This is a genomic window from Baia soyae, from assembly GCF_004341445.1.
GTDB lineage: Bacteria > Bacillota > Bacilli > Thermoactinomycetales > Thermoactinomycetaceae > Baia > Baia soyae.
Map to the genome: position 1 here is coordinate 1 of NZ_SLXV01000011.1, position 19,845 is coordinate 19,845.

General features: G+C 40.8%; 18 protein-coding genes and 1 tRNA gene. 5 read left to right on the forward strand and 14 right to left on the reverse strand.

Annotated elements, in window-relative coordinates; genetic code table 11:
• Positions 1-127: 127 nt before the first annotated feature.
• The 10 genes from sph to EDD57_RS05150 form a co-directional block, all read right to left on the reverse strand.
• On the reverse strand, positions 128-1,120 hold the full coding sequence (sph, locus tag EDD57_RS05110) for a sphingomyelin phosphodiesterase (RefSeq protein ID WP_243649444.1): 993 nt from the start codon (positions 1,118-1,120) through the stop codon (positions 128-130).
• Between the two features lie 121 nt (positions 1,121-1,241).
• Positions 1,242-2,099, reverse strand: a complete 858-nt coding sequence (locus EDD57_RS05115; protein WP_131848410.1) for an ABC transporter permease subunit — start codon at positions 2,097-2,099, stop codon at positions 1,242-1,244.
• The gene (locus EDD57_RS05120; protein ID WP_131848411.1) at positions 2,083-3,033 is read right to left on the reverse strand and encodes an ABC transporter ATP-binding protein; all 951 of its coding nucleotides are present in this window, start codon (positions 3,031-3,033) and stop codon (positions 2,083-2,085) included. Before EDD57_RS05120 ends, EDD57_RS05115 begins: the two co-directional genes overlap by 17 nt.
• Before the next feature lie 79 nt (positions 3,034-3,112).
• Positions 3,113-4,279 (reverse strand): anti-sigma factor family protein, encoded by a 1,167-nt coding sequence (locus tag EDD57_RS05125; RefSeq protein ID WP_131848412.1) that lies wholly within the window; start codon positions 4,277-4,279, stop codon positions 3,113-3,115.
• Positions 4,279-4,809 carry an RNA polymerase sigma factor SigX gene (locus EDD57_RS05130; protein ID WP_131848413.1) on the reverse strand — a complete coding sequence of 177 codons (531 nt, stop codon included), beginning with the start codon at positions 4,807-4,809 and terminating at the stop codon, positions 4,279-4,281. The genes EDD57_RS05125 and EDD57_RS05130 overlap by 1 nt, the downstream gene beginning before the upstream one ends.
• 185 nt (positions 4,810-4,994) lie before the next feature.
• Positions 4,995-6,161 (reverse strand): C1 family peptidase, encoded by a 1,167-nt coding sequence (locus EDD57_RS05135; protein ID WP_131848414.1) that lies wholly within the window; start codon positions 6,159-6,161, stop codon positions 4,995-4,997.
• A 130-nt stretch (positions 6,162-6,291) separates the two neighbouring features.
• A complete protein-coding gene (locus tag EDD57_RS05140; protein WP_131848415.1) occupies positions 6,292-7,488 on the reverse strand; it encodes a C1 family peptidase in 1,197 nt (398 codons plus the stop codon).
• A 193-nt stretch (positions 7,489-7,681) separates the two neighbouring features.
• Complete coding sequence (locus tag EDD57_RS14935) at positions 7,682-7,813, reverse strand: hypothetical protein (protein ID WP_279388938.1); 132 nt, start codon at positions 7,811-7,813, stop codon at positions 7,682-7,684.
• 251 nt (positions 7,814-8,064) lie between these two features.
• On the reverse strand, positions 8,065-8,817 hold the full coding sequence (locus tag EDD57_RS05145; protein WP_131848416.1) for a DUF6060 domain-containing protein: 753 nt from the start codon (positions 8,815-8,817) through the stop codon (positions 8,065-8,067).
• Positions 8,818-9,129: 312 nt separating this feature from the next.
• Positions 9,130-9,456 (reverse strand): hypothetical protein, encoded by a 327-nt coding sequence (locus EDD57_RS05150; protein ID WP_131848417.1) that lies wholly within the window; start codon positions 9,454-9,456, stop codon positions 9,130-9,132.
• Positions 9,457-9,978: 522 nt separating this feature from the next.
• Here EDD57_RS05150 and EDD57_RS05155 point away from each other — a divergent pair.
• Positions 9,979-10,554: a thermonuclease family protein gene (locus EDD57_RS05155; RefSeq protein ID WP_131848418.1), complete on the forward strand. Its 576-nt coding sequence runs from the start codon at positions 9,979-9,981 to the stop codon at positions 10,552-10,554.
• Here the strand turns inward: EDD57_RS05155 and EDD57_RS05160 are convergent.
• Together EDD57_RS05160 and EDD57_RS05165 are read right to left on the reverse strand one after the other, a co-directional pair.
• Complete coding sequence (locus EDD57_RS05160) at positions 10,551-11,246, reverse strand: zinc metallopeptidase (RefSeq protein WP_131848419.1); 696 nt, start codon at positions 11,244-11,246, stop codon at positions 10,551-10,553. The genes EDD57_RS05155 and EDD57_RS05160 overlap by 4 nt on opposite strands.
• 486 nt (positions 11,247-11,732) lie before the next feature.
• Complete coding sequence (locus tag EDD57_RS05165) at positions 11,733-12,956, reverse strand: MDR family MFS transporter (protein ID WP_131848420.1); 1,224 nt, start codon at positions 12,954-12,956, stop codon at positions 11,733-11,735.
• 96 nt (positions 12,957-13,052) lie between these two features.
• Here EDD57_RS05165 and EDD57_RS05170 point away from each other — a divergent pair, with 96 nt between their 5' ends.
• From EDD57_RS05170 to EDD57_RS05185, 4 genes are all read left to right on the forward strand, one after another.
• Entirely contained in the window at positions 13,053-14,120 is a 1,068-nt protein-coding gene (locus EDD57_RS05170; protein WP_131848421.1) for a nitronate monooxygenase, read from the forward strand.
• Positions 14,121-14,273: 153 nt separating this feature from the next.
• Complete coding sequence (locus EDD57_RS05175) at positions 14,274-15,530, forward strand: dicarboxylate/amino acid:cation symporter (protein WP_131848422.1); 1,257 nt, start codon at positions 14,274-14,276, stop codon at positions 15,528-15,530.
• Positions 15,531-15,637: 107 nt separating this feature from the next.
• Positions 15,638-15,713: transfer RNA gene (locus tag EDD57_RS05180), tRNA-Ala, on the forward strand.
• Between the two features lie 422 nt (positions 15,714-16,135).
• Positions 16,136-16,597, forward strand: a complete 462-nt coding sequence (locus tag EDD57_RS05185) for a hypothetical protein (RefSeq protein ID WP_131848423.1) — start codon at positions 16,136-16,138, stop codon at positions 16,595-16,597.
• 84 nt (positions 16,598-16,681) lie between these two features.
• Here the strand turns inward: EDD57_RS05185 and EDD57_RS05190 are convergent, their stop codons facing one another.
• Together EDD57_RS05190 and EDD57_RS05195 are read right to left on the reverse strand one after the other, a co-directional pair.
• Positions 16,682-18,772: an LTA synthase family protein gene (locus EDD57_RS05190; protein WP_131848424.1), complete on the reverse strand. Its 2,091-nt coding sequence runs from the start codon at positions 18,770-18,772 to the stop codon at positions 16,682-16,684.
• Positions 18,773-18,946: 174 nt separating this feature from the next.
• Positions 18,947-19,834 (reverse strand): YegS/Rv2252/BmrU family lipid kinase, encoded by an 888-nt coding sequence (locus EDD57_RS05195; RefSeq protein ID WP_131848425.1) that lies wholly within the window; start codon positions 19,832-19,834, stop codon positions 18,947-18,949.
• Positions 19,835-19,845: the final 11 nt, after the last annotated feature.

Consider the following 19,845-nt stretch of genomic DNA (forward strand, 5'->3'; position numbering starts at 1 on the left):
CTTTCAATTTTGTTTCTAATGAATATTTAGCCATAGAAAAAGCACCTCCAACTGTTGGGTTTTAATTTCGTGTCCAACAATTGGGGTGCAGTTCAAAATGAGCAGTCTTGTCCTATAACTCAAACAATCACGGCTTTGAAAACCCTGTCACTGGATAATGATCGGAGTAATCCGTGTAACTGTATTTTTTAAACCAAGATGTTACGCTCCATTCGGGCGATTTGGCATATAAGGACTCCACATACCAATTCTGTGGCTTAGCATGATTTTTTTCTACCAAGATATAATCGAGGTGCTGAGGAGCCAAATTGGGATAGTTATATTTCGTAATCCCATTTGTCGTTGGATCCCACGTGGATGAAAAACCTGTATATGCAGTAGGTTCCGTTACATGTAAATCGTTTATCATCGAAGGGTATTCGGAAGATCCTTTAATCACATTTAGGTCCCCACCTATAAATAATACCTCTTCAGCGGGTATTTTCTTCTTCTCAATAAACTGTCTCATTTCACTCATCTGCGTCTTACGAATAGACGCTGCTTCTCCAGCTGAACAACCCTCATCATCCGACTGCATATGGGTTCCGATAACGTGGTAAATCCGGTTATCCTTTTTCATCTGCACATAAGCAAAGCCCTTATTCGCATACCAATCGGTGCCGCATCCTTTACTGTATACATGTTGGATTTTTTCTAAGATAGGATACTTACTTACGATCGATACACCCCCGTCTTCAGGCGTAAAACGAGAGTAGCTTCCCTGCGTCGAATCCCAACCATCTTCCCCTCGTCCGAGTACAGGCGTTTGGTAAGGGTATTGGTTTTTAATCTTTCCGAGTAGCCTTGTAGAAGCTTCGTTATCATACAGCTCATTGAAAATAATCAGATCATTGCTCTTTATGTAGGCTGCTTCCGAGATTAAGTCAGCCCGCTTTACTTGTCCCCAATTGGGATAAAGAGACTGAGGTAACATATACACATTGTGAACAAGGATCTTTACATCATTGGGATATGAACCATTTGCAGCAGATACCGGTACCGACATAACCGAAAACAGAGGCGTCAAGCACCAAACAACCATCACACATATCTGTAAAAATACACGCATAACTCTGCTCATAATACCCCTCCTATCTCTATTATACCAATTCATTTTTAATTTTCAGTAAATGTTATGCATTAACTTTTATTAGAATTGAAAAAAGCCCGTGAACCCTTCTAGATTCACAGGCTGAAGATACTTAGAGATCTCTTTTTTGGAAAGAACGAATCGCGAATAAAAGGGCTACTACGCCATATAAGCCAATATAGATCAACATCCCCGTACTAGGGGCTGACGCACTTCCAAATATCCCTTGCGTTGCCATCGAGATAGGATCGTCCGCTGACTCAAACAAACTGATTGTCATCGTGCGGAATATCGTATCAACCGGGAAAAGCAAGCTCGTCACAATTCCAAAATTAAGCATCTGCTTAATCTCGGTAATTCCACCAAGTTGTTCGATAAATCCACCTAACATACTCGTTACATATAACATAATCAAAACAATACCACTATTTAACGTAGACCAACGGGTACTAAAAAAGAGTGCAACCGCTACAATAATGATAGATTGCAGTACAAACAAACTACCTGCTTGAAGAATTTGAGACATCGACACGACTACTTTTAATTGATTCCCGAGAAATTGGTTAACTGCCGTAATCCCTAAGAATAAGAAGGCTGAATAGGAAACCATTAGGATACTTAATCCAACGAATCGCCCCATCACAAATGAAGCTCTTGAAATAGGCCTTGCCATCATGGGATCAATTTGCCGGCTCTCAATTTCTTTGGATATACTTCCTACACTACTGAAGATTGCCAACAAAGAGGTAATGAAAGCGGCAAAGTATAGTCCCATTCCGTAAAATTGTGTAGACATAAACCCTTGTGCCAAAGCGCCCATAGGACCTCTATTCATATTAGCCACTTGACCTTGCGCATAATAGGTTCCGATTCCATAAAAGATAAGTAGTGCTAGCGACATCAGGAAAATAACAAGAAAAACACGTTTATAGATGATTTCTTTAATCGTTAACCTAGCGATTGGCCACATGTTCCGCTTCCTCCTGACGATTGATCCAGTACATAAAGATATCCTCTAAATTTTGTGTTTGTCTGACCAATTGGTATAGCTTCCCTTGCTGAGCCGTTAGGGCAGAAATTAATTCAGGAATGCTCTCTTCTTCTTTCAAGGTTAGCCGCCAACTTTCCTTGCTCTTTTCGGTACGAATCTTCTCGCTATCCAGCACCATCTCAGACATAGAGCCAAAGGAGAGATTTTCAATCCCTGACAAGGTAATCTCCACTTGTGTCTCAATCGAAGAAAGCTCGCGCCAGTCCCCTTGCACAATTAAGCGACCCTTATTAATAATCGCAACATGGTTACAAATTGTTTCCACTTCACTCAGCAGATGACTATTTAAAAAGATCGTCTTCCCTTTCATCTGCAAGTCACGAATTAACTCGCGAACTTCCTTTCTCCCAATTGGATCGAGGGCCGAAGTAGGCTCATCTAGAAAAATCACTTCCGGATCGGAAACCAAAGCACAAGCAATCCCGATTCGCTGTTGCATCCCTTTGGAGTAACCACTAATTCGTTCATCCCCTCGATTATGTAAACCGACTAAGTCCAGCAACTCCTCAATCCGCACTTTTTGCTGTTTACTATTCAATTGACACATTTCCGAGTGAAACTGTAGCAACTGTCTCCCTGTCATCCAATCTGGATAGCGAAATAATTCGGGTAAATATCCTACTTTCTTCCTTGACTCAAGTGAGGAAATCGGATGACCTAAAATCGTACCTGTCCCGCTGGTAGATTTAATCAATCCCAATAGTGTGCGGACAAATGTACTTTTTCCCGCTCCATTAGGCCCTAAAAATCCGTATACATTCCCTTTTGGTACTTGAATCGTAATATCCTGACATCCCTTATTCCCCACATATAACTTGGTTAATTGGTTCGTCTCAATCACATAATCCCCCACTACATTCTCCTCCTCTACTTATCCATATAAATGGAAGCAGAGCCACCTCATTTTCGAGGTCACTCTGCTTTAGATTCGCTTACTTATCCAATTTTTTAGCTAGTTCGATCAACTGGTCCGATCCATTTTGATATACCGATAGAGTATGGATCTTTCCATCCTTCTGCCAGAGTAGCACGGCAGCTCCACGTTCTTCCTTCATCATTAAGCCTTTCGTTCCGTTAACCTGTACTTCAGTCGTTTTCCCCATTCCCTCTACTACTGGAATCGGGAGTGTATTTTGCCAATCCTGAATCGCCATCAATTGCTTTTTCAGATCGGTTGGGATAAACGGTAAAGATAGGATGGAATCTCTGAGTTTCGCCACATCCACATCTTTATCTACTGTAAGTTGTGGCGTACTTGCTACCATATAGCGGAAATCGTGGTTCTTTGCCTTTAGAGTCATCTCAGTTGTTTTAGGAACTTCTACACTAAACGTTTTCCCATTCAGTTTGCTTTCCAAGTCCACCTTAGCACCCAATTGCTTTAGCACTTTGTTTACCTTCTCTGTGTTCAACTGAAAGTTAACCTTCATAGGGTCGGTTACGTTGATGTGTTCTACCTCATACCCTTCTGGTTTCTTTGGCAGGGACTCACCTTTTTTCACTGCCTGCTCATACGTATCGTACTGGCGATCGCGATCTTTCTTTTGCTCACCTTCCGTCCAAATCTTACCCATTCCTTTTAAATCGAGATTACCTAGCTCTTTATTCTGAAGGAAAGACTCCATATCTTGAAGATCTTTCTCAGTCAATTTAACCATTTCCACTTTGTTCACCCGGAAAACGGATAGTAGATCACTCGCTGCTGCTTGTACTTGCGGGATACTAAACCCTCCAATCACAACAGCTGCTGCCGCTACACCCGAAATCCAACGTTTTGTATTTCTTTTCATGTTCGTCCATCTCCCTTTCACACTTTTTTCTTGTATTTGAATTGGTTGTCTCATCTGTTTCTCTTCTATCTCAATCTGCTCACTGACGCCAACCCAAGCTCGATCAACATCTATAGATAAAGCTTCATCCACACGAGGAAAGCTATCTGTGATATGGATTCGGGCCCAATCCTCTAAATCCTTCATCTCATTCATCCGCGCGAGGCATTCGGGGCACTTTTCGATATGCAAAGCAATCTGCTTGCGTTCGTCACGAGTTAGCTCTCCATCTAAATAAGCCTGCATGAGCATCTCATCTTTACATACCATCAGTCATCCCCCCTTATCTGCTTGTATTTTTTTCGAAATCTCTCTTTGGCTCTAGATAGAAGAGTCCCAACTGATCCCTTTTTTATGTTCACGGCTTCTGCCAGTTCGTCATAATTAAATCCCGAGTACTTCATAAGTAATAAGTTCCGTTCGCGCTCATCCATCTGGGCAAGGATATTTCTCACTGTAGCAATTTCATCCTTCTCAAGCCATCTGCTTTCTGTAGAAGGGATGGTTCCTGTCACGTGGAGGGACTGTTTTTCAATCCGTGCCAAATGCCGCTTCTCAGATCTCACATAGTTATAAGACGAATGAATCGCCATTTTAATCAGCCAAGCTGGTATGTGCTCAATGCTTGACCGATCCATCCGGTAAAAGCGGACGAAAACATCTTGAGCGATGTCTTCCGCAATTGATTCAGATGGAACGATCCGCATAATTTGTCGCACAACCATCGGATAGTGGTTTTTAAATAAAGACTCGAAGTCATCCTTTTCAGGTTCATCTTGCATCGATATCAACTCTTCCATTTAAAACCTCCTCCCCGCTTGTCTTGTAAGGTAGACACCGGAAAGGGTCTTTTTGTGACAGGTAAATATGTGAACGATTTGTGACGGTGTTTTATGTAGAAGATGATATTATGTATGAGTATAGTTCCACTTACTTCAAGTATGCACAAAAAGGGACTTCCTGTAATAGGAAATCCCTTTTCTCATTAACTAGCTTTATCTAGCTTTACTTTAACTGGTTGTATGTTTTGTACAGTCTGCTCTGTTACGCTGAAACTACGAGTATCGCCTCGATAATTTCTAGCCATTACATAATACTCATACGAAGCACCAGGCTCAAGACCGACATCTGTTACACTACCACCTGTGAAGCTCTTCGTATACCTACCATTACGGTATAAGTCATAACTAACTGCTTGCAGTCCAGATGCAGTTAGAGTAACGGTGGTATCTGTTTTAGAAGCAACAGAGAATTTCACACCTTGTGGTGGGTATTGATTATTGTTCACTGTTGCTACATATGCATATGAGTTGGTCATTTCCATGAAGATATCATACTTCATATATGCATAACCTTTATCTCCAAATTTATCGCCCCAGCTATTCCGCACGATAAACCACTCATTCTCATCATCATAACCAGCTACTACTAAAGCATGTCCACCACGAGATTTTTTCTCCCCGACGGCTGGGATAATCCCTGTAGATGGAGTCGCATCAAAGTTTGGGTACACTGGAATCCCGATCATGACAGGGTCCCCATTGGCCACAGATTGCTTAATGTTGGCAACCATGTTGCTATTTTTGTAGATATAACGGAACGTGCTAATCTTGTAAGGAGCCGCATTTTTCCGTTGTAATGCCGTAATCGGGGCTTTAAACTGGTCCTTATTTTCACGGTTTGGATCATATAGACGCTCTGTTTCTGGGGGCGTGCCCTCTTTGATCAACGTGTCAAAAGCGCTGTAAAACGACATCCCATCTTCTGGCCCATTTGGATAATAAATATAAGAAGGCGACAAGTGCGTAACATCGCTACCTCTTGCAGCTGTATATCGTCCGATATAGTATTCACGTAAGCCAGTCGTCGCAAAAGCTACACAAGTGCCAAATTTAGATTGACTACGAATAGGTGCAAAATATTGACGTAAATCAATTTTGGTTGGAAGAGCTTGTGGCGAAAATCTCTTTGGAGGCGTATATGCTTGCATATCCTTTGGTAGCGGAGCATCTTTCAAGCCCGTACCATACGTAGAAAAATCATTTGGGTTAAACGGCTTTTGCGCTGGCTCAGCCCCAGCACTGCTTGTCCCAATTAAGGTACTCGTTAATGTAAATACCGAAGCCAAAACCCATAACAATGATTTTTTCATCCATCTCTCCCTTTCAAAACTAAAAATGGTTTAAACATTGTTATTATACTAATTTTTATGTATATTTTCAATATTATTTTCAGTATATAAGAAAAAGAGATTTCCTTATAACAGGAAACCTCTTCATCACTTAACTTGCTTTCTCTAGTTCCACACCTACAGCTACTTTCTCAACTGTCACACTGCGCGTACCACCGCGACCATTTTTCGCCACTACATGGTATTTATATGTAGCGTCAGCTTTAAGCCCTTCATCCTTTACCGTAGCTCCAGTAAAGCTCTTTACAAACTTACCATCACGGTATAAATCAAAGCTCGTTGCATTGATTGCGGACACGTCCAACATCATCGTCGTACTCGTTGAAGCGGACACCGATAACTTCACGCCTTGTGGCGGATAATCGTTGTTTCGGATATTGGCTACATATCCAAAATCATCGTTCATCTCTTTGAAAATATCATATCCCATATAAGCATAACCCTTATCTCCAAACTTCTCTCCCCAACTGTTTCGGATGATGAACCACTCATTCTCATCATCATAACCAACCACTACAAGGGCATGTCCACCACGAGACTTCTTCTCTTCTACGGCTGGGATAATCCCTGTAGATGGAGTCGCATCAAAGTTTGGATATACCGGAATCCCAAACATAACTGGGTCTCCGTTTGCTACTGCTCGTTTCACGTTATCAACCATACTGCTGTTATCTCTGATAAAGCGGAACGAATCAATCTTATACGGAGCTGCATTTTCCCGTTGTAGAACCGTTTTCGGAGCTTTAAACTGATCCGTGTTACTACGATCTGGATCATACGGGCGCTCGGTTTCTGGAGGAACTCCCTCTCGTCTCAATATTTCAAATGCCGTATAGAAAGATAATCCTTCATCCGGACCACTCGGATAGTAGATATAGGAAGGAGACAAGTGCGTAACATCTTTTCCTTTTGCCTCTGTATGTCTTCCAATATAGTATTCACGCAAGCCAGTCGTCGCAAAAACCACACAAGTGCCAAATTTAGATTGACTGCGAATTGGTGCAAAATAGGGACGAAGATCTACCTTTTGCGGAAGAATCTGATCTGGATTAATCTGTTGTTTATTCTTCCCCTGCTTCTTCAATTCATCCTTCGTTACAAATCTCTTCGCAGGAGTATACTCCTCTAAACCTTCCGGTCTAGGACCATCTTTCAAACCTGTACCATATGTAGAAAAATCATTTGGATTAAACGGCTTATGCTCCAGTTTCGCCTCAGCACTTGACCCAAATAGGGTACTCGTTAGCGTGACGACTAAAGCCAGCATCCATAATAACGCTCTCTTCATTCATCTCTTCCTCTCTATGTTGAAAATGACTAGCATGTACATTGTATGAATTTTATTGTAAATTTTCAATGTTTTTTATGAACAAAAACAACTAAATTTTTATTTTTATATGTAAAGTAAGATTTTTCATAATAGAAAAAAGCCCCGATACCCATCGAGGCCCTTCATTGATTTGCTTTCATAATATCATAGACTAATGTATACAAGGTTGTCTTGTATATTTCATAAACGCACACTCATTATCATCATAGTTGTGACTTGTGACAGTGATAGTTAAAGAAAATAGGGACATAGCAACTAAAGCACCTGCAATTAATTTACGCATGATTTTTCCTCCTCGTCATCATTTCGTAAGAATTATTTAGTTAATAACATCCAACAACATTATTTTAAATTTATTTAATAAAAAAATAAACTTCGCAAAGTTGCATATTTTTGTTTTAAGAAATGAACGAAATCTAGATAGAAAAAATAGTTTGCATGCAAAAAGAAGCATACTTTGTCACCGATACAGAGTAAGCTTTTTGTCCGTAAAAAAAAGCTCCCTTAACACACAGGGAGCAGAGTAAATCCTTTTTATTCATGAACAAATGTTACATATCCATCAAGTTGTCCATTCACTTTTTTCGGGTATCTAGCATCTACCCAATGTGTCGTTGGTTCCCCTACAGGATCTCCATCAATCGTTTTCCACGTTTTCGCCCATCCTAATACTTGTCCAAATCTAGGGTTAAAGGCAATATATCCTCTGGTACCTGATGCGAGGTTAAATGTATAGATGGAAGAAGCCGAAGCTGAATATTGCCATGAAAAACCAACACTTGCTGTTACCTTTTGAAACATTTCTCTAGAGAGACCAATATTAACTGTGTAAGATTGACTAATAGACCAGTTTTGAGCAATCGAACAAGATACTACATTGCGGCAGTCGATTGTATTACTAACCTTTTGTAGACCTTTTGAAAACGTATATTCCCCTGTTTTTTCAAATTCTGAATAAGGAGGTGTTCCCTCTTCTACACTCTTATTTGAAGCCGATGGAGCAGATGATCCTGATTGAGGCAAATTTTTCTGTTGCTCTTTCGACTTTTTAACATCTTCCATGTACTCTTTGAAGTCTACCTTCTCCAAAACTCCATCCTTATTAGGCTTGTACACAGCTCCCACGTATACCTTATTGATCGGATCGTAGTTACGTTCACTTGCAAAATCAATTACTTTCGTTTTCGGAGAATCATTTTGAGCAGATGCCATTGGCGCTTGCGCTAAACTAATGGAGCACACTGTAGCAAATGCTAAAAATCCCCCAACAATTTTCTTTAACTTCACCTTTTCATTCCTCCTGAATATGTACATCTTTAGAATGGATGTTTTATTTAGAATACTATTTAATATTAAGGTTAAGAATCTAATTTTTGCACTTCGCAAAATTGCACATTATAAATAAAATATGAAATCTATTTAATTAAATTTATATATTTTAGAAATAAACTAATCCGATTCTATTGTAAAAAAGATCCCGCCAATTAAGCAGACGAGATCTCCAAGTTTATAGTAACATAAGAGATAATTGAAGATATGATAAGATTACAGAGAAAGCTAAACTCATTTCATTCAACCATGTCACCTCGTCACTATATGCTAGTAGACCAAACTAACTGAATAGGTATCCTTCCCAACGAAAAATCGTAGCACGTGATCATAAGAGAAGGCACCCCCATACGAAACCCACGTCCATGAACAGTACGCCCTTGCCCATTTACTGGAATTCTCTACCCTTTGGGATACTACTGCATTTTGTTTATCTGTTACAGAGCCTGCTCCAGCTCGAAAGAGCGTATTATACACACTTTCAATCATGTCATAGCCTTGATTGACATAAGTGTATGTTGCCATATACTCAGCATTCGTCGGAAATGAGCTAAATCCTGCTACTTCCCTTGTTACGTACAGTAACCAGAGCCACATCCTTGCGGTTTCGCTTCACCTAGTACGATCTTGGCACGTGAACCATCTTGAAAGGTAAAAACTTTTCTTGTCTTTTTGCATCTCTTACATCACCGGTTAAAGTTAACTCTTGATGTTTCATCGAATCCAGCCTAACTCTTTCATACTCTTATGAATCTCAGATTCATGATGTTTCACCATCTGAATCACTGCAACCTCCTCTTTTGACTTTCTCTCCTTAGCAAGAGTCTGAGCAGGGAGAAGGAGAAAGGAAAATGAAAGCAGAATAGAGGCAATGGATCTGAACACAGCGATGTTAGTGAGCTTACTTAGCGAAGTTATTCGAAGCTAGGGCGTTTTGTGGCAATGTTTGAGCGTTCTTTGCGAGTTTTGCCACTTGCCCGAAGCGGAGAATAACGTAGCGGACACTCCCCACATCTTCGCAGGCTCACTATTGAGCTGTGGTCAGATACATGCCTCGGGACTGCTTCCAACACCGACCATCCATCACTGCCCAATTCTATTTAGGAGGTTCTACCCAACATGTCTCAAAAAACGATCCATACCACGATCCTATCTATCCTTTCCCCCCTCATCCTCACCAGCTGTAACACTACCAACAATACACCCCTACAAAATGAACCATCCGAAAAAATCCCCATCCACTCCGTTTCAACCATCGACGGGGATACAATCCAAGCCCAAGTAAAAGGAAAAACAGAGACCATTCGGCTCCTACTCATAGACACCCCCGAAACCAATCATCCAAACCTAGCAAAGCAACCTCTAGCAGAAGAAGCCAAACACTTCACCCATCTTCAGATAAAAAAAGCCAAACAGATTGAACTAGAATACGATCAGTCAAAACGGGATAAATACGGAAGATTACTTGCTTATATCTACGTTGACGGAAAGTGCCTACAGGAAGCATTGCTCCGAAACGGCCTAGCCCGAGTTGCTTATGTATACGAGCCAAACATCCGATACGAATATGAATTTCGGAGTATTCAAAAAGAAGCGCAAAAAAAGAAAGCCGGAGTCTGGCAATGGGATCGTTATGTGCAACCAAATGGTTTTGACACCAACCAAATCCCAAAAAGCCAGCCTTCCCGCTATTAATCATCATCCGAAGAAGAACCGAGGAACATGAATACAAAACGGAGTAACTCCATCACAGAATAGAGCGCTGCTGCTACATACGTAAGAGCGGCGGCATTTAATACTTTGTTCACACCATGCTCTTCTTCATGACTGCGAATAAATCCATCACTTACCAATATCTGCTTAGCACGACTACTCGCATTAAACTCAACTGGTAATGTAACCAATTGAAAAGCAACAGCAACCGAGAAAAAGATGATCCCAACTAACATGAGACCCATCGCCTTGAATATAAAACCAGCTAATAGAAGGAACGGAGCGACCCCCGATGTAAAGTTTACAACCGGAAACATGCGATGACGCAGAACCAGCGCTCCATATGACTCCTTGTGTTGCAAGGCGTGTCCACATTCATGTGCCGCTACAGAAACAGAGGCAACTGAGTGACCATAGTAGACAGGCTCTGATAATCGAACCGCACGACTGATTGGATCATAGTGATCTGATAACGAACCCGGAACAGGCTCAACAGGAACATCACGCAATCCATTACGATCTAGAATATGACGGGCCACCTCTGCACCCGTTGCACCCGAACTAGCTTGATAACTAGACCATGTTTTAAAGCTTCCTTTCACTCGAAACTGTGCCCAGATAGTCAGGGCAAATGCGGCGAGCGATAACATAATGAGTAATAGATTCACGAGCATGGAACTCCTTCCGAGTTTTTATGTTATATAAAAATTATATCATATAAAAAAGTGTACCCCTTTTTTAGTAAGAGAGAACACTTTTTCGTTAAATATCCTTTTATTTCCGAGAAGGAAGCACTTGAATGGACACAGTCGCTTTTTCTATATCTGGATCAGAAGGAGTAGTCGCATCCCCTATGAACAAAGGCATTTTGAAATCCTGCAAGATTCGTTTGAAAAGCCCCTACTGTAACGGGGAAGTTAGCAGATACCGTAAATCCTGTCACATACGCATGGCCCTTTTATCTACAAAAATCCCTAAACCTTGGTCTTGATCACTTCCACCCAGATAAGTGGAATAAGCCAATGCCATATTCTCCACTCCCGTTCAAGCGCATATTCATTAATCCAATTTATGTTGGAAAACCCCTTTTTGATTCAAATAAAAAAGACAACCTCTGATGAGATTTCCTTTGCTTATTTACTATTTCTATATAATATCGACTATGCCACCTTTGAGATAGTATGCTTTTCCTTACTTGCAAGCGAGTATTTTGCCCGTAGAAGAAGCGGAATTCCAATTAATGTAACCAGAACAAGCACTACAAAGACGATCAAAGGTTGCTTTGCCCCGAAGTAACCTAACAACCACCCACCTACAATAGGGGATAACACATTTCCGAGCTGTGAAAATCCCATAGCTCCAAAATAAGTACCTTTTAACTCAGGTTTGGCAATGGAATCGACTAACGCATCCGTCAACGTAAAAACGAGAATTTCCCCAATGGTAAATAGGATGATCACCACCCCAAGCGCAAAGAAGTGGGTCGTAAATGCCATGCTCAAATTACTGATACAGATTAGTAGATTTCCCACTATTAAAATCGTATAGGGTGAAAATTTTTGCGCAATCCGTACCACTGGATACTGAAATACCAGCACAGAAATCGCATTAAGAGACATTAAATAGGATATCTTTACTCCATCTTCAAAGCCAGGAAGTGTCGCGAAGTACTGTGGAAAAGTCGCAGTAAGGCTCCCGTAACCAAATGCACAAAAGAGAATACCCAGAATGGTGAATAAGAACACGGTATCCGTTCTGGTCACATGAAAAGCTCCCCGTAAGCTAATCCACTCTGAAGAAGCTTGCTTTTGGAAGAGTTTCGCGTAGGCTTTAGATTGATAGACTAACACCAAGCCATAGAGGCCATACACTACAAAAGCAAAAAGAAACGGAGTCGTTGTTTTCGATGATCCCAGTACAACACCTACTAAGGGTCCGAAAACAACACCTATGTTAATAGCCGCGTAACGTAGATTAAAAATGAGGAGTCGCTTCTTTTCCTCCGTTATATCGGATAAAAGCGCCCGAGACGCAGGTTCGAACATGGATCTACACAAGCCATTAAGCGCATTGACTAGGAAAAATGCAAGGACACTGTGACTAAAAGCAAACCCTAAAAAAACAAAAGCTCCGCCAAAGACGGATACCAACATAACCTTTTTTCGTCCTATTTTATCTGCTAAAAATCCTCCATAGAAGCTAGCTAGAATCCCGATGCCCGCACTAGCAGCAATCACCAGCCCCGCTTCAAAAGGAGTTGCATGAAGGACATTCGTCAGATAAATGGCTAGGAAAGGGATACTCATCGAGGTTGAGAACCGACCAAACATCGTACCGATGATGATGGTCCAACCGATTGGATGAATATCTTTTAGATTTTTCATCTTTTGTCCTCCTTTTGTGAGAGTCTGAACAATTAAAGATAACATTATTTCATATTAACATAATATGAAATAATAGAGGAGATAGGAGGGACCCAAATGCTACAATCGCTTTCTATTCCAATCATCCAAGCCCCTATGGCGGGCGGTGCATCTACTCCTCTGCTTGCTTTAGCAGTCTCCCGAGCAGGCGGCCTTGGCTTTCTTGCAGGGGGTTACAAGACCGCTGAGGAGATGCGAGGAGAAATCCTCACTATGTATCAACAAACTCAATCCCCATTTGGAATCAATCTATTTGTACTAAGTAATGACGTGGTTGATTTAAAGAAAGTAAATGATTATCGAGAAAAGATCCAAAAAGAAGCGGACCGATTTGGAATCCGACTAGAAGAGCCTTTGGCAGACGATGATGAATGGGAAGCCAAACTAACCGTCATCACGGAACTTCGAGTACCGGTTGTAAGCTTCACTTTTGGTTGCCCTTCGTTTGAAGTGATAAACAAATTAAAACAGAATGGATCCTACATCATCGTCACCGTTACATCACCAGAAGAAGCGTTGATTGCTAAAGAATCCGGTGCGGATGCTCTTAGTGTACAAGGAATCGAAGCTGGTGGGCATCGTGGCACATTTTTACACAATCATCTTCATTCACAAGAAGAAGATGCTCCTCTGCTAGTACTATTAGGCTTAATCAGTAAAGTCGTAGACCTACCTCTAATCGCTGCGGGCGGAATCATGCATGGAAAGGATATCGTGTCAGCCCTCACAGCCGGAGCTTGCGCGGCTCAACTAGGTACCGCTTTTCTTCGTTGTCCCGAAAGCGGAGCACATCCTGTTCACAAAGCCGCACTAACTAATCCGCATTTCACTTCTACCGCCATTACTCACGCCTTCACAGGTCGGCGTGCCCGAGGTTTAGTAAATCGTTTTATGCTCGAATATAATGACACAGCTCCCTATGCATACCCACATGTGCACCATGTAACGAAAAATCTTCGCAAGGCTGCTGGGCAAGCAAACGATCCAGAGTGTATGTCTTTATGGGCAGGACTAGGTTATCAATCCGCACAAGAACTCCCTGTAGAAGAGTTGGTCCATCTTCTAATGAAGCAGGTCCGTGAAAATGAATCAAATGAGTTGAATACTCAACTCCTAAACCCTTGAGAAATCAGGGGTTATCTCCCTTCGGCAGAATCATTCTTACTATTGCCATCCTTCTTAAGAAAACGTTTACTTTTCGTATAATTTTAGATAGTATATTATTAAATTTCATTTTTACCGATACTTATCAAAACAAAGAGAAAGAGGCTCATATTTATGAAGAAACTTTTTTCTAACCTAACCTTTCAGGTCCTCATTGCGATTTTTCTAGGAATTTTATTTGGTTTCTTAATGCCAAGTGTCGCAAAAGAGATGAAGCCTCTAGGAACACTTTTTATTAACTTAGTAAAAATGTTAATTGCTCCTATCATCTTCCTTACAATCGTCTTGGGGATCGCCAAGATGGGGAGTATGAAGAAAGTCGGACGAGTTGGTGGAAAAGCTTTGCTCTATTTTGAGATTATTACGACTATCGCTCTCCTGATTGGTCTTCTTGTTGCACACTTCATTCAACCTGGGGCAAATGTGAGTTTGGCATCTATCAAATCAGGGGATGTATCCGAATTTACCAAAGCAGGCGAGAAGATGGATTGGGTGGACTTTTTCATTCACATCGTTCCCGAAAACGTAGTAGGTGCCTTTGCGAAAGGTGATATTCTACAAGTCGTTCTATTTGCAGTCCTCTTCGGGTTTGCGCTTGCTAGCTTTAGCGATGACTTTAAGAAACCCATCATCGACTTATCCGAAAAGCTATCCAATGTCTTCTTCCGTATTGTCCAAATGGTTATGCGTGTCGCTCCGATTGGTGCCTTTGGTGCGATGTCTTATACGATTGGGAACTTTGGACTGAAAACCTTGATGCCCTTAGGTAAGCTCATGCTCTCTGTTTACATGACCATGGCCATTTTCATCTTCGTTGTTTTGGCTATCGTCTGCAAGCTGTATAAGTTTAGCATCTTCAAATTTTTGCGGTTTATCAAAGATGAGATATTGATTGTCCTTGGAACTTCCTCTTCTGAGACAGTACTTCCTAGAATGTTAAACAAAATGGAGAAATTTGGTTGCTCTAAATCCGTTACCGGCCTTGTGATCCCGACTGGTTACTCCTTTAACCTAGATGGCACCTCTATCTACCTATCGATGGCCGTACTCTTTCTCGCTCAGGTATTTAGTGTCGATCTCAGTATCTGGCAAGTGATTACGATCTTCGGAATTCTCATGATTACTTCTAAAGGAGCCGCCGGAGTAACTGGCTCTGGATTTATCGTTCTAGCTTCCACTCTATCAGCCCTGCACGTAATTCCGCTGGAAGGCCTCGGATTACTACTAGGCGTCGATCGCTTCATGTCCGAAGCACGTGCGATTACCAACCTAATCGGCAACGGAATCGCTACAGTCGTAGTTGCCAAAAGTGAAGGGGAGTTTGATGAAGAACAAAACAGACGGGCATTAGCAGAAATGAAAGCATCTTAGTAGACTTCCAATGATACAGCACTCCACTCTCTACCGATGGGGTGTTGTAAAAATGAGCCAATGATTATTTACTTTCTATTCGTTTCATTGTATGATGTATTTGTTATGGGGCATTAGCTCAGCTGGGAGAGTGTCGCACTGGCAGTGCGAAGGTCAGCGGTTCGAGCCCGCTATGCTCCACCATCCAAACCCTCGATTATTCGAGGGTTTTTTATTGTTAAAAGCACTTAACTAAGCTCCTAACGAGCTAGTTAAGTGCTTTTTGTCAAACCTGCTAATTCAGTTAGATCCATCCCTATTTTTACACTTCACATCATATATTTTTAAATAATATAAATGAATTTATTTTGAAACTAAATAGCAATAAAGTTCATTAAAACCAACAATACTTTACTACAGAAAACAAAATGATCCACAAACCCTTTATTATTAACTAAAAATATATAATCGAAATGTGCATTATGGTTACAATTCAACATTCTATACATATACGAAACATTTATAATAAAATTTTAACTAAAATTACAATTAAAAAGATATAAAATTATTTTTTTATGTGTTACAATTTGATTGTTTGATAAACTTTGAATAAGGGGTTGTTGTTCATGAACGCAAAACGTTTTGTAGTAGGAATGATCGCATGTGGAGCTATGGTAGTAGGCGCAGGGTTTGCTACTCCAGCTACTACTCAAGCAGCTGAAGTTAGTAAAGTATCTGTAGGTGAATGGGAAAATGCTGCTTACAAAGTAGAGCACCATTCTTCTATTCCTCAAGTAGTGTCTGCACAAGTAGATACTAAAGTAGAAGGTACAACTATGGTGAAGCATGGTAAAAAAACATATGTATATCTATCACTCGGCACTCAAGGTGGAGTATATGATTTCAATGTAAAAACTTCTGTCATTAAAGATGGCAATCTTTCTCTATTGGTTCAAGCAGAATTGAATCCCTTAACAAGAAAGCTAATGCCAAGCCCAGAGTTTGTAGTTCTTTCTTTTGATAACACTAAATATCAAATCAATGAAGTACACGGACATCTTATTGAAGGCGCAATTCCTGTTCGTTAATAAGAAGCCCGACAATAGAAAAGCTCCCCTCAGTTAGCAGTTTATGGTGACAACTGCCTACTTGAGAGGAGCTTTTTCGTTCTTTTAATCTTTCATCTGAAAAACATTTGAAACTGCTAAGTCAATTCCTTTGGTATCCACATTTTTCACTTGAATCTTTGCTTTTCCGAGTCCTTTTGCTTGCTCTTCTGACACAACTCCCACTAAGCTACCGTCTGGTTGGTACGTAGTCTCCAGCTCTTCTCCGTTTAGATAAATCTTACTTGGACCTGAGAAGGTTTTTCCCGTCACCATGATTGACTTTTCTTTCCCCGATCCCTGCAGAGCGACATGATCAATTGACATTTCACCGTAACCGTAAATATACTTTTTGCTCGCAATTTGATCTTTTAGCTTACCGTATCCATAACGTTTACCAAAAAGAATATCATATTGTAACATCCGATAATCCGTTAGATCCTCCGCTTTCACTCCTACCTTCTTATAGGAATCTTCCGGTGGGATAACAGGAAAACGCTTCGACAGATTATAGAGGTAATCGGTATAGTAGGTCCCTTCTTTTTGGGCTAAGTTTAGCAAGTAAGGACCGACAAAAGCAGAACTAATATCTAACTTATCTTGATGCTCGGGTAAATAGTTATTCCATACCATGAGCGGAGTACGATACATCTTGTTAAGAAAATCGGGATCATCTGATCCGCTTATATAGTTCATTTCTTTATATGCTTTGTAATTAGCCCCAAGTGCTGGTAAATGATCCCCAAAGAAAACGACAATCGTCGGTTCTTTACTCTTCTCATAATACTCTACCAACATCTTCAGCATCTCATCGGCACCAGCAGTACCTGTAGCGTAATTTTCTAGCAAATCCTTTGTTTCTGCTGACATCTGACCTTCTACTGTAACCGTCTTTTCGTTCTCTTTAAATTTATTTTGATAAGCTCCATGATTCTCCATCGTATTAGCGAAGATAAAGTCAGACCCAGAGCTTTTCTCCGTTGTCTCAATAATTTTCTTCGCCACTTCACTATCAGCGATTTGAGGACCCTTCTTCTTCTGTTCGAAAAATTCCCCGCTAATATAACGAGTAAAACCAAAGTTGCGATATACTTTATTCGCCTGATAATACCAGTTATGAGTTGGAGAAATCGCAGTAGAGTTATATCCTTGTCGTCCTAAAATACTTGCGAGAGAATCAACACCACTATTTACATATTGGTTATACGCGACTGATCCAGATGGAAGGAAACGAACTGTATTCCCTGTCAACACCTCAAACTCCACATTCGCTGTCCATCCACCAAATTGAGGGGATAGCATCTCTCCATTCGAGTATTTCTTTTGTAACGAATGATAAAATGCCATTGGATCCTTACTAAACTTTACATTTTTCATCTTAGTCGGATCCCACAAAGACTCGCTTAAAACCACTATAATATTCGGATTTACCTTCGAAATACCTTTCTCGTTTTTCGGGGTACGATCCATCAAAGTCTTAATTTTTCCCTCGCTATATCCTTTTGGCGCTTCAATAAACACCTGATCAATATTTAACATGGTCGAAACCAAAAAGCCATTTCGAATGTAGTTATTGGCTGGATAAACGGAGGAATGAGAGATTCCTAGCATCTTTTTAATCGGAATAGGCTTATCTGTATAAGCCACATTTAGCAATAGGATCGATAAAACCAGAAAATAGCCCCTCTCAAACCAAGAAAACTTCTTTTGGAAATGAGGTAGTTTCTTGATTAACACGATGCTTACGATCACAAAGCCGAGTATTACCAGAATCATATAAAGCGAAACCTCTTGTATATATCCTTTAAGATCAAACGCTTCGCTTGCAAGTAACACATCCCACGGCATCAAAGGAGTATCAATCGTCCTCCATTTAATACCACTAATAAACGCAACGACCACCAAAGCCGCACCCATAATCCAATACGCGATCTGTGCCCGTCCGATCAGAGCAATCAAAAAAGACAACAAGCTATACACAATCAAAAAAGTGAGTAACACAGAAGGAAAGTCCTGAATATCAAATAGCCATCCTGCTAACGATCGAAAGCTTCCCCGGTTGAGTAGCTCTACCACCACAACGAGAAGCAACGTTAAAATCCATAAAGAATATCGAGATTTCATATAGTTTAATAAGTAATTTAACTTTTGTTTCATTCAATTATATCTCCCATATATATAATGTAGTATAGACATTTAATATAGACCAAATGATTATACCATGGAAATGAAATGATTTATGAACTCCAATTTCATCCAACAAAGACGCAAAAAGCTCCTTTCTAATAGCAGTTGATACCTTCAACTGACAATCAGAGAGGAGCTTTTTATTTACGGAACAAATACTTCTAAGTGTCCTGGTAGGATCTCAAATCGACCTGCCAACTCACCAGTAGCCCACTCTCCATCTAAATTTAAGTTGAGCGGTTCTGGTGTTTTGATATTAAGACTCTGTGTTTGAAAATAGATGACCCGTGAGTCATGTACATGCTGTCCACGATACGCTAGGGCAGCTAAATGTAAGAGATCTGGAATTTTCGTCTTTGGCACAATAATCACATCAAGTAATCCATCATGCAAAGTTGCAGAAGGTGCGATTTTTTGAAACCCACCTACTGAAACACTATTCGCGATTAGGAAGAGTAGGACTTCAATCTCCCACTCTCCCTCTGGTGTCTCGATATGGATCGGGAAAGGCTCGCTTAGAGTACCTAATTTCTCAATTGCCTTCGCATAGTAAGCAAGCGGTCCCAATACCGTTTTCAGCTTACTTGGCGCCTCATAGGTAACTTCTGCAATCCTTCCCGCAGCTGCAACGTTAATAAAATAACGTTCTCCATACTTTCCTACATCAATTCGCTTGGTCTTACCTATCTTTACTACTTCGCTTGCCGCCAAGATATCTCGTGGTAATTCAAGGGCTCTAGCAAGATCGTTCACAGTTCCCGCAGGTAGTATCGCGAGTTTAGGCGGATTCGGATGACTGGCTAATCCGTTTACTACTTCATGAAGGGTTCCATCTCCACCCGCAGAGACTACTAGATCAAAGCCGCTTTCCGCAACAAGTTTTGCCTCTTCCGCTGCACTCCATCGACACTTGGTTGCAAAGCAAGATGTCTCATAACCTGCGTCTTCCAACCGATTGAGAATCTTGGCAAGGTTTCTCTCCACCAATTCTCGTCCTGCTGTTGGATTATAGATAAGGCGAGCACGTGGCATAAAAAGCCCAC